This window comes from Adhaeribacter soli (assembly GCF_008727925.1).
Taxonomy (GTDB): Bacteria; Bacteroidota; Bacteroidia; order Cytophagales; family Hymenobacteraceae; genus Adhaeribacter_A; species Adhaeribacter_A soli.
In genome coordinates this window covers 527,776-543,691 of sequence record NZ_VTWT01000001.1, presented here as the reverse complement: position 1 = coordinate 543,691, position 15,916 = coordinate 527,776, and the positions used below count along the sequence as shown (strand labels likewise).

At 44.8% G+C, this 15,916-nt stretch carries 17 protein-coding genes; 2 read left to right on the top strand and 15 right to left on the bottom strand.

What is annotated here, in order from left to right:
• Positions 1–322: 322 nt before the first annotated feature.
• Complete coding sequence (locus F0P94_RS02140) at positions 323–2,779, bottom strand: type IA DNA topoisomerase (protein ID WP_150902047.1); 2,457 nt, start codon at positions 2,777–2,779, stop codon at positions 323–325.
• Positions 2,780–2,932: 153 nt separating this feature from the next.
• Positions 2,933–3,328: a hypothetical protein gene (locus F0P94_RS02135; protein ID WP_150902046.1), complete on the bottom strand. Its 396-nt coding sequence runs from the start codon at positions 3,326–3,328 to the stop codon at positions 2,933–2,935.
• 490 nt (positions 3,329–3,818) lie between these two features.
• Between F0P94_RS02135 and F0P94_RS02130 the strand changes: the two genes are divergently transcribed.
• Positions 3,819–4,676: a hypothetical protein gene (locus F0P94_RS02130; RefSeq protein WP_150902045.1), complete on the top strand. Its 858-nt coding sequence runs from the start codon at positions 3,819–3,821 to the stop codon at positions 4,674–4,676.
• A gap of 268 nt (positions 4,677–4,944) precedes the next feature.
• Here the strand turns inward: F0P94_RS02130 and F0P94_RS02125 are convergent, their stop codons facing one another.
• The 5 genes from F0P94_RS02125 to F0P94_RS02105 form a co-directional block, all read right to left on the bottom strand.
• Complete coding sequence (locus tag F0P94_RS02125; RefSeq protein WP_150902044.1) at positions 4,945–5,577, bottom strand: carbonic anhydrase; 633 nt, start codon at positions 5,575–5,577, stop codon at positions 4,945–4,947.
• 26 nt (positions 5,578–5,603) lie between these two features.
• On the bottom strand, positions 5,604–7,169 hold the full coding sequence (locus F0P94_RS02120; RefSeq protein ID WP_150902043.1) for a SulP family inorganic anion transporter: 1,566 nt from the start codon (positions 7,167–7,169) through the stop codon (positions 5,604–5,606).
• Between the two features lie 117 nt (positions 7,170–7,286).
• Positions 7,287–8,657, bottom strand: a complete 1,371-nt coding sequence (locus tag F0P94_RS02115; RefSeq protein WP_150902042.1) for a HAMP domain-containing sensor histidine kinase — start codon at positions 8,655–8,657, stop codon at positions 7,287–7,289.
• Entirely contained in the window at positions 8,657–9,334 is a 678-nt protein-coding gene (locus F0P94_RS02110; RefSeq protein ID WP_150902041.1) for a response regulator transcription factor, read from the bottom strand. The genes F0P94_RS02115 and F0P94_RS02110 overlap by 1 nt, the downstream gene beginning before the upstream one ends.
• A gap of 51 nt (positions 9,335–9,385) precedes the next feature.
• The gene (locus F0P94_RS02105; protein ID WP_150902040.1) at positions 9,386–9,736 is read right to left on the bottom strand and encodes a DUF1801 domain-containing protein; all 351 of its coding nucleotides are present in this window, start codon (positions 9,734–9,736) and stop codon (positions 9,386–9,388) included.
• 243 nt (positions 9,737–9,979) lie between these two features.
• On the opposite strand from F0P94_RS02105, the gene F0P94_RS02100 reads away from it, so the two are divergent.
• Entirely contained in the window at positions 9,980–10,705 is a 726-nt protein-coding gene (locus F0P94_RS02100) for a hypothetical protein (RefSeq protein WP_150902039.1), read from the top strand.
• Between the two features lie 84 nt (positions 10,706–10,789).
• Here the strand turns inward: F0P94_RS02100 and F0P94_RS02095 are convergent, their stop codons facing one another.
• The 8 genes from F0P94_RS02095 to F0P94_RS02060 form a co-directional block, all read right to left on the bottom strand.
• On the bottom strand, positions 10,790–11,572 hold the full coding sequence (locus tag F0P94_RS02095; protein WP_225307095.1) for a C40 family peptidase: 783 nt from the start codon (positions 11,570–11,572) through the stop codon (positions 10,790–10,792).
• A gap of 127 nt (positions 11,573–11,699) precedes the next feature.
• Positions 11,700–12,065 carry a DUF2200 domain-containing protein gene (locus F0P94_RS02090; protein ID WP_150902038.1) on the bottom strand — a complete coding sequence of 122 codons (366 nt, stop codon included), beginning with the start codon at positions 12,063–12,065 and terminating at the stop codon, positions 11,700–11,702.
• A gap of 259 nt (positions 12,066–12,324) precedes the next feature.
• Entirely contained in the window at positions 12,325–12,792 is a 468-nt protein-coding gene (locus tag F0P94_RS02085) for a hypothetical protein (protein ID WP_150902037.1), read from the bottom strand.
• A gap of 86 nt (positions 12,793–12,878) precedes the next feature.
• Positions 12,879–13,394, bottom strand: a complete 516-nt coding sequence (locus tag F0P94_RS02080) for a toxin-antitoxin system YwqK family antitoxin (protein ID WP_150902036.1) — start codon at positions 13,392–13,394, stop codon at positions 12,879–12,881.
• A gap of 93 nt (positions 13,395–13,487) precedes the next feature.
• Positions 13,488–14,159: a tetratricopeptide repeat protein gene (locus F0P94_RS02075; protein WP_150902035.1), complete on the bottom strand. Its 672-nt coding sequence runs from the start codon at positions 14,157–14,159 to the stop codon at positions 13,488–13,490.
• 85 nt (positions 14,160–14,244) lie between these two features.
• The gene (locus F0P94_RS02070; protein WP_150902034.1) at positions 14,245–14,658 is read right to left on the bottom strand and encodes a hypothetical protein; all 414 of its coding nucleotides are present in this window, start codon (positions 14,656–14,658) and stop codon (positions 14,245–14,247) included.
• A 98-nt stretch (positions 14,659–14,756) separates the two neighbouring features.
• Positions 14,757–15,500, bottom strand: a complete 744-nt coding sequence (locus F0P94_RS02065) for a hypothetical protein (protein WP_150902033.1) — start codon at positions 15,498–15,500, stop codon at positions 14,757–14,759.
• Positions 15,501–15,587: 87 nt separating this feature from the next.
• On the bottom strand, positions 15,588–15,893 hold the full coding sequence (locus F0P94_RS02060; protein ID WP_150902032.1) for a hypothetical protein: 306 nt from the start codon (positions 15,891–15,893) through the stop codon (positions 15,588–15,590).
• Between the last annotated feature and the right edge of the window lie 23 nt (positions 15,894–15,916).

The window sequence follows — 15,916 nt, the reverse complement described above, 5'->3', positions numbered from 1 at the left end:
TGTTTTCGAAGGAAATTGATTTGCATAGATGCTAACAAAATAGAGATTTTCTTATATCCTGCTATACCAATATTTTACCACGAAGTTACATTCGCCACTAAATTTAATTACAACTAATTGTTTCACAAATGTTTACATTAATTCAGCATTCTAAAAGGTGCTTTAATAGGCAGCATTAAATTTTAACTTTTCCAATATATTAATGTAAAAATATATAAGAAGCCTATTGCTCACAGTATTTACAACCTGCACAAAAAAATCCGGCCTCTTAGGGGAAGCCGGATTCTAAAATGAAATTGTTTGAACGGAAAAATGGTAGCTTTTAGAACTGAAAAACCACCTTGCCTTCCGGGTTCAGCACCAGTTGGGCTTCGAATTTATCTCCGGTTTTAGGCGAAGTAAAGCCTTTGATTTTACTCGTCTTACCTTTCAGCAACAATTCCGAAATTTGTTTTTCGGTCAGCTTTTTTCCGGCCAATTCGAACGGCAAGCGCAAGGTACAACCGTCGCGGAAGCGGCTGCAGCCGTAGGCGGCATTCCCTTTCAATACTTTACCTTGTTTACAGGCCGGACAGCTTTCAAACGGATCGGCCGGCGGACCCGAAGCCACTTTCTCGAACTGTAATTCAAACCGTTCATCCAGGTACAAAGCAGCTTCGAACTTATCGCCGTTTTCCGCAAGTAAACCCTTCAATACCGGCTTTTTGTTTTTCAGAATGCTCACTACCTGTTTATCGGTAAGCGTTTTGCCGTGCCAATCCATGGGCATCCGGAATTTACAACCTTCCTTCCAGCGGGAACAACCGTAAGCCTGTTTCCCTTTCAGTACTTTTCCTTCCGTACATGCCGGGCAATTCCCCATCTCCCCTACTGCACTTGAGTTCTCCGTTTTTTCAACTTTAGTAGTTTTTGCAACTTTGGCGGGTTTTTCAGTCTTATCGCTACCGTTTTTAGTGGCCGGCGGCGTATCGGCGGGGGCTTCAATTTTCATCATCCGGCCGTCGGTCTTTACTTCCCGCGCAATTTCCTGCACCAGTTGCTGCAGTTCGGCCATGAAATCAGTAGCCTTCACCGTACCGCCTTCAATCTGCCGGAGTTTTCTTTCCCACTGGCCGGTAAGCTCCACGGACGTAAGCGTCGGGTTCTGAATTACGCCAATCAGGTCGATACCAACCTGGGTAGGAATGATCTTTTTCTTGTCTTTGCGGATGTACTGGCGCTTGTATAACGTTTCAATAATAGCCGCCCGCGTGGATGGCCGTCCAATCCCGTTTTCCTTCAGGGCTTCCTTCAGCTCATCGTCTTCTACTTGCTTGCCGGCGGTTTCCATGGCCCGAAGCAAAGTAGCTTCTGTAAAATCCTTCGGCGGGCTGGTCATTTTTTTATCAAGCCAGGGCTCGTGCGGACCGCTTTCGCCTTTGGTAAAAGCCGGTAAAATGGCCAGTTCTTCCTCGCCTTCTTTTTCCGGCTGCTGTTCTTTTTTCGGTTCGTCTTTGTCGTAAACCACGCGCCAACCTGGTTCCAGGATCTGCTTACCTTTGGCCCGGAACTGGTGAGTAGCTACTTCGGCATCTACGGTAGTATTGCTTACCTGGCAATCCGGGTAAAAAGCGGCCAGGAACCGGCGGGTAATAATATCAAATACATTGCCTTCCGCACCCCACAAATTACCCGCCCCGGAACCGGTCGGAATAATGGCGTGGTGGTCGGTTACTTTATTGTTGTTGAATACTTTGGTGGATTTCCGGATCTTGGTTTGCAGCAAAGGCGAAGCCAGGGCCTGGTACGTTGCCGGCAAACCGCTCATAATCTCCGGAATTTTCGGGTACATGTCGTCCGGCAGGAACGTAGTATCGACCCTTGGGTAGGTAACCGCCTTTTTTTCGTAAAGACTTTGTACCGTTTTCAGGGTTTCATCCGCCGAAAGGCCCAGTTTGTTGTTGCATTCAATTTGCAAAGCAGTAAGGTCAAACAAACGCGGCGGACTTTCGATGCCTTTCTTGATCTCCACGTTCGTAATTACCAGTTCGGCCGGCTTAATTTCATCCAGAATTTTCTGAGCGGCTTCTTCTTTCTGGAATTTCCCTTTGGCAGAACTGAAAACGGTATCGCGGTAACGGGTCTTTAATTCCCAGAAAGGCTCCGGCTTGAAGTTCCGGATCTCGTGGTAGCGGTTCACGATCATGGCCAGGGTTGGCGTCTGCACCCGGCCTAAAGAAAGCAATTGACGGCCCTGCCCGTATTTTATGGTAAAAAGGCGGGTCGCGTTTATGCCCAGCAGCCAGTCGCCGATGGCGCGGCTTTTGCCGGCCTGGTAAAGCAGGTCGAACTCGCTGCCTTCTTTCAGTTTCTCAAAACCCTGGCGAATGGCTTCTTCGGTAAGAGACGAGATCCAGAGGCGTTTAAAAGGCCGGGTGTATTTGGCCTCGGTAAGCACCCACCGCTGGATCACCTCCCCTTCCTGGCCGGCATCCCCGCAATTTATCACTTCGGTAGCCTCATCCAGCAGTTTCCTGATCACCTTGAACTGCTGCTCAACCCCTTTATTCTGAATGAGCTTGATCCCGAATTTTTCCGGCACCATGGGCAGTTCGTGCAGGGTCCAGCGTTTCCATTCCGGACGGTAATCTTCCGGTTCGCGCAACTGGCAGAAATGCCCGAAGGTCCAGGTTACCTGGTAGCCGTTCCCTTCAAAATAACCGTCCTTTTTGGTTTTAGCGCCCAGTACGGCAGCAATTTCGCGGGCAACGCTTGGCTTTTCGGCAATGCAAACTTTCAAGGCTTAAAGGGATTTATTTTTTTAAAGACAATTACAAATATACGCTTTTCGGGGCCATTTTCCGACTTATAATAGCCCCAAATAAAAAAGCAGCCCCGCTAATTGGCGGGGCTGCTTTTCTGAAACCAGATTAAAACCGGTAATTATGTATACTTATTGCACAGAGAACATTACTTCTTTCGTGCCTTCATTGGTTCTTTTATCTTTAGCGCGGATAATAAGCTGGTACTGACCCGGCGCCAGTGAATTCGGAGCTAAGGTAGTATCTAATTTAAACGCTTTATTGTCCGGGAAACGCTTAAAGTTTACCACGTTTTCGCTTCCTTTGGCATCCGAAGCCAGGCGAACTAAATTAACTTCAACCTCGGCTACGTTGTCTTTATCGGTAACTTCACTTGAGATCTTAAACGGTTCGGAAGCCTGATATGTACTATTCGCTGCCGGAGCCAGACCTACCTGATATGGTGTAGAACCATCTACTTTCAGATCGTTGTCTTCAAAAATGTTTTTGCAACCTACCATCGTTAAAACAGCAAATGCTACAGTCATGCTACGAAACTTCATATATTCTTCGTTTAGTTTGTTTTGATTTCCCTTCCCAAACATGTATTCTTCAAAGAAAAGTTTTGTACTTTAATAACTAAATATATAAATTTTAAAACAATCTTTGATTTTTTCGCAACCTACTCAATTTATTTTCCGTAGCGCTGCCTCCCGTATGGAAGTTGGTATAACCGCTTTGGGCGTAAATTAGTTCTTTCAGGCCTCTTTTCTCCCGGATTTATCAGGCAGATTGTGCCATTCCAATCATAACACCAGCATTTTATTCCATGGATCATTTTAAAGGCTAACAACCGGCATATAAATTATTGAAGATTTTTTTTGAAAATAGGAGCACTTCCCGAAAGTCCGTATTACTTTTCCAATAAAGGCTGTATAAGCGCTAAGAAGGAATAAACCTGGGTTTGAAAGTTCCGTAAAGGATTGCACTGCTTTCACAAAGCATAATCAGATCATTCACTTTTAAACCGTAAAAACAATGAGAAATTACGAGAATATCGGTTACGACTCTTTTAATTCGTACCGCTCAGGTGATGAGAACTCCAACAGAAATCTTTACGGCGGCTCCCAAAGCAATCCGCGGGGGGGCAGCAGCGTTTACGGAAGATCCAGCCGCGATACCGGTTCTTCCGAGCATAATTATTCTACCGATCCAGGTTACTATGGCACCGGCAGCTCCAACATCAGCCAGAACCGGAACCAGTCCCGTAGCAATATGGACTACTCTAACCGCTACGGACAAAGCCAGGGCCGTTCCCAGAATATGGGCAACAGCTGGGTGAACCAGGGAAATCAGAACCAGCGTTTCGGCCAGGGTGTGGCCGGCGCTTATGGCACCCACACCGATTCCGGCACGTATGGCGGCCGCTACCAGAACCGCTCCGATTTCGACCGGAACAACAACTGGCAGAACCGCGTGGGTAACCAGATGGACCGTTGGGGCGACCGGGCCAGCAACGCTTGGAACCGCATGACCGACGACCAGAACCGCGGCATTTCCGGCCAGACGCACCCGCATCATTCTTTCTACAGCCACGGCAATGCTTACCAGAACCGCTATTCCGATAGCTACGATAGCCCATCTTCTTTCGGGAATCGTTACGAGAACGAGCGCGGTTATGAATCACGCCGTCCGGACCGGGATGAAGATGAAGGATTCCTGGGAAACATCGGCCACAAAATAAGCAATGTTTGGGACCGCTTTGTAGGCAACGATGAGGACGAAGAGCGCCGTTATCAGGAACGCAGCCGTTATGGTTCAACCGGCAGCTCCTCTTACGAAAACCGCCCGCCTTATAACTACGGTTCTTCTTCCAACCGCGATTATGAATGGTAATCAGATAAAGTAAATATCTGACTTAGCAAACAAACAAAAGCCCCGGAAAATATTTCCGGGGCTTTTGTGCTTCAGAGTATTTTTAAACTTCGCATTTGCAGGCTAAAATTTCAGCGCCGGATGCTGCAAATACCTTCCCGAAGCCGTTTAGCAGCTCCAGGGTGAGAGAAAGAGGTAAATGCAGGTTCCGGTAATAGAAGTTTTCGCCTGCCAAAACGAAGTTTAAATATCTTCTAAGAAAAACTGGCTAAAGCATTAAAACCTAAGCTTAAACCATTTTAGATTCATAAATATGCTTGAAACGATCGAAATCAATGATATCCACTTTCAGGTCGCGAAGCAAACCTTCCCGGATGTCATAAACCAAACCGTGCAGTTCGGGCGGGTTTTCGGAGCGCATGGCATTCTGAATAATATTGGTTTTTGCCAGATTGTGCACCTGCTCGATCACGTTCAGTTCTACCATGCGCTTAAACCGGGCTTCTTCGTCTTTTACAAAGCTTAACTCCGTTTCGTGCAGGCGCATCACGTCTTTGATACTGGTAAGCCAGTTATCGATCAGGCCGAACTGTTTGTCGCTCATAGCGGCTGCTACACCGCCACACCCGTAATGACCGCAAACGATCACGTGTTTTACTTTCAGCACTTCTACGGCATATTGCAGCACTGAAAGCAGGTTAATATCGGTGTGCACTACCAGGTTGGCAATATTGCGGTGCACAAACATTTCGCCCGGGCCGGTATTGCAGATCACGTTGGCCGAAACGCGGCTATCGGAGCAACCAATAAACAGGTAATTCGGGGCCTGCCCATTGGCAAATCGGGAAAAGAAGTCCGGGTCTTCGGAAGTTTTCTCCGCTACCCAGGCCTTATTTCTTTCTAATAACTGATTTAACGACATATATTTCTGGTTAAGTTTTTTAAGGATTAATGAGCAGAAGCAACCTGAACTTCCGGGATATTCACCAACTCGAGGGTGATGTTCTTTTGAAAGGCTTTGGTTTTGAATTCCTGGATCGCCTCCAGCACATCGTAATCGATCACTTCGGAGCGTTCCCCGTCGATGATCACGTGGCTGTAGGCCGGCAGATGGTCTAAGGTAAGCACAATGCTGGCTTTATTCAGGAAGGAAACGTGTTCGCTTAGTTTCAGGCGGATAACTTCCTTGCCCAAATAATTTTCCTTTTTAAAGAAGTAAGGCGATTTGTAATTGGCTTTCAGGATGTAGAACACGCCTACCACCAAACCAATACCAATGCCTTTTAACAGATCGGTAAATAAAATTGCCAGAATGGTAACGATAAACGGTATGAATTGCTGGGCACCCAGTTTGATCTGCATTTTATAGAGCACCGGTTTGGTAAGTTTATAACCCACTACCAGCAACACGGCCGCCAGCGCCGACAAAGGTATTAAATTCAGGATATTGGAAAGCAACAGCAAACTTAAAAGCAGCAGCACGCCGTGGAATACAGCCGAAATCCGGGTTTGGGCGCCGGCATTCAGGTTGGCGGAGCTCCTTACAATTACCGCTGTCATCGGCAAACCGCCCAGTAAACCGCTCAGCAGGTTACCCACGCCCTGGGCTTTCAGTTCGCGGTTTGGCGGCGTGATGCGCTTTTGCGGGTCCAATTTATCTACCGCCTCAATGCTTAACAGCGTTTCCAGACTGGCCACGATGGCAATGGTGATAGCCACTACGTACACCTGGGGGTTCATTAATTGGCTGAAATCCGGCAAGCGAAGGTTACTCATCAGGGCATTGGTACTGTTAATAGCAGGAAGGTTTACCAGGTGCTCCTTTTGGAGCAGCAGCCCGGGAAAGGCGTTCCGGAACAGCAGGTTTAAGCCGATGGCCACAAATACAGCAATTAAAGCGGAAGGAATGAGTTTGAGCGAGCTGAACTTTGGCGCCAGCACATTGTCCCAGAACAAAATAATTGCCAGGGAAACCACCCCGATAATTAAAGCGCCTTCCTGAATATGGGTGAAGGCGTTCAGAAGGCCGGTCAGGTAATTTTCCTGAGCGCCGGCAGCAGCATTCATTTCACTGAAAGCCTCCTGATCGAAGCCGATAAAATGCGGAATCTGCTTTAAAATAAGCGTTAAACCGATTGCCGCCAGCATGCCTTTAATTACCGACGAAGGGAAGTACAACCCGATAATACCGGCTTTGGCATAACCGAGCACCAGCTGCAGCGCACCGGCAATTACTACCGCCACCAGAAAACTTTCAAAGCTGCCCAGGTCGGTAATGCCGTTCAGCACGATCACGGTTAAGCCGGCGGCCGGTCCGCTCACGCTCAGCGCCGAACCGCTTAAACACGCCACTATAATTCCGCCTATTATACCGGTAATAATGCCGGAAAGCGCCGGAGCTCCGGAGGCCAGTGCAATCCCCAGGCACAGCGGCAATGCCACGAGGAAAACAACCAGACCTGCCGGGAGGTCCTTTTTCAGGTTCGTCCTTAAATTTCTAACGATTGAACTCATAAATTTCCTGTTTCTATTTTAACCATCCCATCGCGGGACAATAATTCTGAAGACAGGGCAAACTTAGAACAAGGTGATTAAGGCCAAATTAAAACGGTATTAAAATGAGATTAAAATTCAGCGACGGGCCGGCAGGTAAATAAAAACTTCGGTTCCTTCGCCTATCCGGGAGTGCACCTGAATGGTACCTTTGTGCAGCTTCAGAATGCGTTCGGCCAGCGGAAGGCCAATGCCGTGTCCGGAAATTTCGCGCACGTTGTGGGCCCGGAAAAACGGTACGAATACATTTACCAGATCATCTTTCTGAATGCCAACGCCCTGATCTTTTACCAGTACGGTAAAGCCTTGGCGCACCCGCGAAAGCAGGGCCGTAACCTTCTGGCCCGGCCGCGAAAATTTACCGGCATTTTCAAACACGTTCAGGAACGCTACCTGCAGCAAAGATTCATTGCCGTTTACCATCAGCGCTTCCTCATCTTCCGGATAGTTTTCGAAATCAAGTTCATACCTGATCTGGGGGTGCCGTTTCTGGGCTTCTTCCTGGGCCGACCAGATAAGTTCGTCGAAGCGAAGCGGTTTCGTTCGGATCTTCGACTCATCGGTACTGGCTTGGGCGATCTGCAACAAACCATTGGAAAGACGGGCCAGGATCCGGGCATCGTCCAGGATCGATTCCAGTACCCGGTGGTATTCTGCCGGTTCCCGGTTCTTCATTAAAGCCACTTCAATTTCCCCCATCATGGCCGTTAAAGGGGTGCGGAGTTCGTGCGAAGCGCTGGAAACAAAGGTGGTCTGCATTTCGAAAGCATTTTCCAGGCGGTCGAGCATTTTATTGAAGGTGTGGGCCAGAAACCAGATCTCATCTTTGCCGTCAGGGTACGACAGGCGCCGGTGCAAGTCCGATGCATTGATGCTTTCCACTTCCCTGATGACCCTGGCAATGGGGCGCAAGGCGCTCCGCGAAAACAGCCAGCCGGCAACCATTACCACCAACATGGCAAAACAAACCCCGGTTATCAGGATCTTTTTGAGGGTGCTGAGTTTGGTTAAACTGTACCAGTCAATGCCCGAAGCAAAAACGGCAAATTCGCCCTGGTTATCTTTATAAAGCATGCCCAGCACCTGCCGGTTGTCCTGCCCGATCCGGACGATTTTCTGCTCTTTCAGTTTATTCAATAAATCCGGCGTGATATGCAGATCCCCTTCCCCTTCGGCAAAGATCAAATGCCCCTGGCTGTCGTACACCTGCACTATTTCTTCTGGCAGCGAACGGTAATATTCCCGGGTGTAGAGTTGATGTTCGGCCGGGCTTACTTCGTCGGTTTCGAGCACGAAAAGCGCCGTGGCGGTGGCTCTTTCCTCGAGGCTGTTGAAGAAATCGTTGGCCCGGAAAAGCGACGTGAAATAATAGACCGTGAGGGAAAATAAAATCAGGATAATGGCAAAAATGCCGGCGAACTGCAGGGTTAATTTATTCCGGATGCTCATTATTCCTGCTCTTTCATGACGTAGCCCATGCCCACGAGCGTGTGAATGAGTTTCGGGGAAAAATCCTTGTCGATCTTTTTCCGGAGGAAGTTGATGTACACGTCGATCACGTTGCTGCCGGTATCGAAAGAAGTTTCCCAGACCTGCTCGATGATATCGACCCGGGAAACCACGCGGTCGCGATTGCGGAGCAGGAAATAGAGGAGGGAAAATTCACGGGCCGTTAAACTGATCGGCTGACCGGCGCGGGTAACCGTTTTCCGGGCGAGGTTCATTTCCAGATCGGCCATGCGCAACACTTCCCCCGTAGGCGATTCGGAAGCGCGGCGGGTTAAGGCCCGGATGCGCGCCAGCAGCTCCTTGAACTCGAAAGGCTTTACCAGGTAATCGTCGGCACCGGAATCGAGGCCCGTAATTTTATCGTCGGTGTTGCCCAGGGCCGTGAGCATCAGGATGGAAACGGAGGGGTTATGTTTCCGGATCTCGCGGCAAACCTCCAGGCCGTTCAGCTGGGGTAAGATTACATCCAGAATAATGAGGTCGTAATCATTTTCCAGCGCCAGTTTCCGGCCAAAAAAACCGTCGAAGGCCTGGCTTACTTCGTAGGATTGTTCTTCCAGCCCTTTTTTGATAAAGGAGGCTACTTTGGGTTCGTCTTCAACGAGCAGGATTTTCATAGCGCTTGAAATGGGTTTAACCGGTCAGGTTTGGGGAACGTGAACGGGTGCTTAATTATTGCCATGCAGCACGGCCTCGCGGATAAGCTGCCGAAGGACATCCGGTTTCAGGTCTGCTTCTTTCCGGATCTTTACGTGCCGCATTTTCGCACCGGTTCCTTCCAGCAGGGTTTCCGGATCGGAAAGCCTGGAGGCATCGTAAAAACCCAGGTTTATGTGCTTGGCTTTGGCCGCCAGGTAGCAGATATTCTTTTTCTCCCCGTAAGAAGGGAACCCCCATTTCAGGCTTTCGGTCAGTTCCGGCGCGGCTTCCAGAATGAGCAGCCTTAACGATTCGGCAAGCGGGCGCTGGGTTTCCGGCAGGGAATTATAGTAATCGGTAGCGGAATTAATTTCAGCCATGAGGAAAAGCTTTTTTTACGTAAAGGTACGTAACCGAGGGACTTATCGAAAAACAAACACGCATTTTCGGTTTTTAATCCTATTTACCTACCGTTCCGGCAAAAATAACGGCGTACCAGGTGAAAAACTGTGCCAGGCCAAATTTGCACCACCTCGTTCCGATTTTTCCGTAAAAACCCAATACAACAGATTAAACAAGCAAAACGTTATTATAAATACCAATAAAACTATAAAGTTGCTTATATGAAAAAGCTCCCTGAAAACTGGCTGACCAGTGGTTTGATCGATTTTGAGTACAAAAAATATTTATTGCTCGATTACCTGGCGAACGTAAAAAAAGAATTTGCCGCCAAGCGCCTTTTCCCGGACTTTTCTGACCTGATGCTCCACTACCGCAACCTGCAACAGGTGCGGGAACACAAAAAACTGGTTTACGAGCAGTTTCCGCAACGCATCAGCCGGGCCGATTTCGAAAAGCTGGAACTGATCTACGAAAAACTGGTTGAAGACGACGAAACCATGAAAGAGATCGAAGAGATCCTGGATTTTGCCACGCCCCGTTTGGGCCATGCCTTAACCGAAGGCCGTGAAATTTACAACTACATTGAAAGCAACCTGGAAATTACGCCGGTGGGCATTACGCCTATTTACCACGATGCCGGGTACCTCTTTGTAGAAAACAGCTTTGACCGGGAAACGCGCCTGTACCAGTACCAGTTATCTATCTTCGAAAATGCCTACGAAAATTACCGGGGCCTGCACCTGGCGCACCTGGAAACCCTGCGCCGCGGCCTGACCGATACCTACGAGAACCTGAAAATAAAACTAGCTAAAAAGAACAAGGACCTGCCCAACCCGGCTACCTTCGCCATTATTGCCAAAGTGGCCTGCCCGTTCGAACAATCGCTGCTGCCGGTGGCCAAACGCACCCTGCTGAAATACGTAAGCCATTTGAATGCTCAGAATTAAGGCAAAAACGGTACGGAAACGGGCAGAAAAAGCCTTAACCGGTTCAGGAGTAAAAGCCAATAAAAAAGCAAAAGCGGCAATGATTTACCCCGCTGGAAACAACCGTTTGATCAGGCGAAGCTTGTGGGAATAGCGTTTACGCTGGTGGTTGTAGATGCCGTAGTGGTCCAGCTGGTCGATGCGGACTTCGCCGTGGGCATGGATGATCTGCTGGTTTTCGAGTAAGATTCCGACGTGGATGATGCGGCCTTCGGCGTTTTCAAAAAAAGCGATATCCCCTACCTGCGACTGGCTGACGAAATGCACTTCTTCGCCTAAAGCCACCTGCTGCCAGGCATCGCGCGGGAGCTGAAGGCCGCAAATGCCCATTACCTGCTGGGTAAAGCCGGAGCAATCGATCCCGAAAATGGATTTTCCGCCCCAAACGTAAGGCGCTTTTAAGAAGGTATTGGCAATTTTAGTTAAGAATGCCGGCCGGTATTCAGTATTCAGGTTACTGGCCCGGCCGTTATAAACCAGTTTTTCGTGCCCTACCCGTAACGTAATGCCATCGAAAAAAGGAAGTAAGCTGCCGATCAGGACCGGAGTTACACTGCTGGCAGAACTTACGGTTTGCACAATATCGAGGCTGCGTGGGTGAGGGGTGGCTTTCCATTCCAGGAAATAATCGTAGGTAACCGCAAAGTGCTGCTTGAAATCGATCCAGCCCAGGTAATTGTCGGCCGCGATCTGGATCTGAAGCCAGTTCCCTTCCGTCTGCAACACCTGGTAGCATTCGCCGAAAAAAAGCTGGGTTACCAATTCGGCTTTATCGGAAGGTTCGCTTCTGACCGGGGCATTGCTAAGGCTGCAGATTCCGTAGTCCACTGGTTAAATTGGGAGATTTGAAAATTTGAAGGTTTGGAAATGCAAAGGTAAGGAATTTGGGGATTTGAAAATATTGGAACTTGTTTTTTGTTCAAAGCCAGTTGGAATTTTAAAGCCTCCCGGTAACCTATGAAGCGCGCAGGATCTTCTCCATTTTTCTGCCTTTTGCCAGTTCATCTACCAGCTTATCTAAATACCGGACCTGCTGCGTTAACGGATTCTCAATTTCCTCAATCCGGTAGCCGCAGATCATGCCCGTGATCAGGTTCGCATTGAGGTTTAAAGATGCGTTCTGGAAAAACGTTTCGAACGTGGCTTTATCTTCGATCAGCCTCTGCAGATTGGCGTTATCGTAGCCGGTTAACCATTCGATGACCTGGTGTAATTCATCTTTCGTTCGGCCTTTTTTCTCTACTTTAGCCAGGTACATCGGGTAAACCGAAGCAAAGGTCATGTTTGCGATACGCAGGTGGTGGGTGGTTGAATTGTTCATAGCTGGTAGTAATGCTAAAATTCTATTCTAAACTTCCTTCTAAAGTAAACTGTTTTTTTGATGTACTCTGATTGAATCAGTAGATTACCGCTAACGTTCTGGGCTAAGGCACGTTTTAATGTTTTTTAGCTTTTGTTAGCGTCTGTTTTTCAATTTTAAGGCTTCTGATATTTCTAATTCTTCTTTGCTAATTCCGTCAGTCGAAAATTCAGGTTCATTGTCTGGATTAGGATGCATAAGCTCCACCGTAATTAAGGTCTTATATATAAGTAAGAAGCGAAATTGTATCTTTTTTAAAATCTTTAAAACCTTGTCCATTTGGATATGTTCGGTAATCAACCAAATTATAATTCTGGTCTAAAGTTGAAACTACTAAGGCATTATAGCCACTGTAATCAATATTGTATGTTAAAATGAAACCACTATTCAATCTATCTAAGTATTCTATATTGAAAGATTTTATATTAGCCTTTTTGTAATTGATTAGTTCTTTAGGTAAATTCTCAGGAGTTATTTTTCCATCAGTGCTTTCATTTGAACTATAAAAGCCATCGTATTTCTCTAAGTCTGCTTGTAAACCAGTTTTTTTTGAATTAATAGGTACCTCTGGTGCCTGGCTTTCTTTTATTCCCATTAATCCAATATCAACTGATTTTTCTTCGTTTCTGGATTTACAATTAACCAAGAGTATAGTAAAGACTAAAAAAATAGAATTCTTTAATTTCATTATTTAGTTTCAAATTAACGCTAACGGTTGATATTTGGAAAGCTTGCAGCGAAGCAAAGGTTTTCTAAATACAGTGTTAGGAACACTTATTTTTTCCTTGGCTTTACCGTATCAATCGGTATCCCATTTTTAAAGTTAATGTAATATTTCTCGTTACCATTCTCGTCCCAATATTGCCAAGAATATTCTTTTCTATAATTTTCCCACTTGCCTTGAAATTTTTTATTGCCATTATTATAGTACTTCATTCCAACTACTAGCGTATCCTTTGGCTTCAACTTTTTTACGTTTTTCGCTACCAAAATTTCATCATTAGAAATAATTAAGGACATATATTTTTCTGTCTTACTCTCTTTCAGCCTTAATTCATTATTAACTTTTTGAAATGTACCTGTAGATAATTCATATTCTATAAAATTATCAAAGTCCATTGCCTTTGTTTCTTTTAACTTATAAATATTTGGTGGTAATAAATCAATCGATATATCTGATTTTGGGGCATAATACCAACCATAAAAGTTTTGGTTCCTTTTCGATTTGCTTCCACAATTGAGCACCGAAGCAAATAAAAAAAAGAACAATACACTTGTATTTCTAATCATTTTTACGAAGGATTTATGACTTTTAATTATTGCTAACGGATTTGGCTATGCGGCGGCGAAGCTGACGTATAGGTGTGGTTAGGGTAAGTAATTTTATTGTGCAATCAATTTGAACTTCTCTGACAAATCTTTGTCACCGATTTTTAAAGCATAATCAGAAACTAGTTTAGCAGATTCTTTATTTTTATCAAAATCGAAGGCTAGCAAGAATACAGCTATCGCAAACCTTTTATAACCTTCTCCTTTATCTTTTTCCCCTTGGTTAATATAACCATCCCCGTAATCGAAAGCTAATCTACCAATATCTTGCAGATCTAATATTGTATTGGTTTTCAGCTCTACCGATGGGTCTAAAGAAAATGCTTTAACTAAATCCCTTTTGCCATCTTCAATTTCACCTAAATTGATTTTACACATTCCCATTTCCTGATAGTTAACAGCAAAATTTGGTTGCACTTTAATAGCTTTTTCGAAATTAGGAATTGCCTCTCTATAATTTTTTTCCAAGTACTGACTATGGGCAAGAGCACTGACTGCCCAAGAATGTGTAGAATCTATTGTTAGAGTTTCTTTAAATTTTTCTATGGCCTTCTTATTCAGTTGACTTGCTTTTTCATAATCATTTATAGAAGCAGCATTTCCAGCATCAAGAGAAAATTTCACCCCCTCATTAAAAACCTTAAAAGCTTTATCAGAAGGTTTCTCATCTTGGCTGCAGGAAGCAAAAGGGAGTAATACCATTGATAGAATGTATAGTTTTTTCATTGTTTTTATTAACCCTAACGTCTAGTATTTGCAAAGCCTGAAGCGTAGCAAAGGTTTTGTAAATACCTTGTTAGGCTTAAGGATTTTATAATTCACTCCAATAGTAAAACTCAACGCCTTCTTCCTCTTGCAATTCTTTAAGCTGTTGTTCAGTTCCACTTATGAAATATCCAAAATCACTTGTATAAATAATTACTTGTTGATCACTAATTATTTCTTTTACTAACTCAATTGCAACGTTTATCATTTCTTCTATATTTTTCGCACCGAACATGTCCATATGTACATGCCAACCAAATTGTTCTTCCCCGGCTTGAAAACCTACAGTTACTTCATTCTCATCTTCTACTATAAAAATCAATAATTTAATCTTGCCTCTTTTACTGGATAATTCAATATCAGAATTATTACCACTTTTTAATTTTAAATTATCAGCTATATCAGGAAAGTGTTCGAGAAGTTTAAGAATGATATAATCGATATACCTCTTCTTATTCATTTAAATTTTAATTTGTACTTATGCCTAACGTTTAGTATTTGCAAAGCCTGTAGCGGAGCAAGGGTTTTGTGAATACCTTGTTAGCAACTGGTTTTCTTCTAATCTTGTAAATTATATGCCCTTTTAAACTCAAAACCAGTTAATCCGTTTTCAACGACTGCTTGAGCAAGGTCATAACTTACATATGGCTCTATATTGCTACTTGAGATGTTGAATATATCTGGTTGAGAAACTCCTTTTTTAAATACTCCCCACTTCAGTCGCACAAACCACCACTTCTTAGTATTCGGGTATTGGGCTGTTTTTACAAGCTGTTGTTTGTTTTTATAATCTTCCTCATCAGTAACATCTATGTCAAATTCGTATCCACCGAGGAGGTTAGCAACATAGAATTTAGATTTGCTAAAATCCAATCCGCCGTGCAAGTCATTGACGAAATGTAAAATGCCGTACTCGTGAGCGTTTTGTTTGTGGTAAACAGTTGCTGGATATATTTTATGGTTGCCTAATTTAAAGTACCTAAACACGTCGAGGGCTTTTTTGCTTAATACAAAGGCATGGGCCGAGATAGCTGCCGTGCTAATTAAGTCCGTTAATTTTGAAGATTTGTAAAGCTCAATTTTATCGAATGCGATTGTGCCCGGGTGCAGATTGTGGTATTTAAGCTGGTGAGCGAGCGAGAGGTCAATGTAATCTGTTTGTGGCCACTTTCTTCCAATAATTTTAGAATCAGTAGAAGTGCTCAGAAGAAGATATTTCATCGAGGCTGGATAACCTAGATAAGCTTTATGCTGTTCTTCTTCCATTGCCTCTGCGGCTAATTCAAATATATTCTTATTCATAATCTAACTTATTGCTAACGGACTGGGCTATGCGGCGGCGTAGCTGCCGTATAGGTGTGGTTGTGTGTTGTAATTCTTCATTTTTTTTTAATCTCCAATCAACTGTAACTCTAACTTTCTCTGAGAGCAATCTTTTAGATGTGTCCTAAATTCTATAATTGTTAAAGTTTTAGATTTGTTCTTATTCAAATCATTCTTGTCGATATATCGGTCTATAATACTAATGATAGCTTCTTGGTTTTCTACTGTCATTTTAAAGTCGCCATTCTGGTCAATTATCAGACCTGTTTGATATTGAAAATCTGTAAAGATTCCACTTAGCTCTTCAAACTGTTTGTCTTCTAATCCAAATAGGTATTCTTTGTTGTCAAGTCGGTAAAAATCAAGAGCCATTTTTATATTGTTTTTATAGCACA

Bases quoted from the DNA above. Each gene is read 5' to 3' on its own strand.
- F0P94_RS02085 (WP_150902037.1), bottom strand. From the start codon at position 12,792: ATGAAATTAAAGAATTCTATTTTTTTAGTCTTTACTATACTCTTGGTT.
- F0P94_RS02070 (WP_150902034.1), bottom strand. From the start codon at position 14,658: ATGAATAAGAAGAGGTATATCGATTATATCATTCTTAAACTTCTCGAA.
- F0P94_RS02075 (WP_150902035.1), bottom strand. From the start codon at position 14,159: ATGAAAAAACTATACATTCTATCAATGGTATTACTCCCTTTTGCTTCC.
- F0P94_RS02110 (WP_150902041.1), bottom strand. From the start codon at position 9,334: ATGAAAATCCTGCTCGTTGAAGACGAACCCAAAGTAGCCTCCTTTATC.
- F0P94_RS02100 (WP_150902039.1), top strand. From the start codon at position 9,980: ATGAAAAAGCTCCCTGAAAACTGGCTGACCAGTGGTTTGATCGATTTT.
- F0P94_RS02080 (WP_150902036.1), bottom strand. From the start codon at position 13,394: ATGATTAGAAATACAAGTGTATTGTTCTTTTTTTTATTTGCTTCGGTG.
- F0P94_RS02105 (WP_150902040.1), bottom strand. From the start codon at position 9,736: ATGGCTGAAATTAATTCCGCTACCGATTACTATAATTCCCTGCCGGAA.
- F0P94_RS02120 (WP_150902043.1), bottom strand. From the start codon at position 7,169: ATGAGTTCAATCGTTAGAAATTTAAGGACGAACCTGAAAAAGGACCTC.
- F0P94_RS02060 (WP_150902032.1), bottom strand. From the start codon at position 15,893: ATGGCTCTTGATTTTTACCGACTTGACAACAAAGAATACCTATTTGGA.
- F0P94_RS02125 (WP_150902044.1), bottom strand. From the start codon at position 5,577: ATGTCGTTAAATCAGTTATTAGAAAGAAATAAGGCCTGGGTAGCGGAG.
- F0P94_RS02090 (WP_150902038.1), bottom strand. From the start codon at position 12,065: ATGAACAATTCAACCACCCACCACCTGCGTATCGCAAACATGACCTTT.
- F0P94_RS02065 (WP_150902033.1), bottom strand. From the start codon at position 15,500: ATGAATAAGAATATATTTGAATTAGCCGCAGAGGCAATGGAAGAAGAA.
- F0P94_RS02135 (WP_150902046.1), bottom strand. From the start codon at position 3,328: ATGACTGTAGCATTTGCTGTTTTAACGATGGTAGGTTGCAAAAACATT.
- F0P94_RS02115 (WP_150902042.1), bottom strand. From the start codon at position 8,657: ATGAGCATCCGGAATAAATTAACCCTGCAGTTCGCCGGCATTTTTGCC.
- F0P94_RS02130 (WP_150902045.1), top strand. From the start codon at position 3,819: ATGAGAAATTACGAGAATATCGGTTACGACTCTTTTAATTCGTACCGC.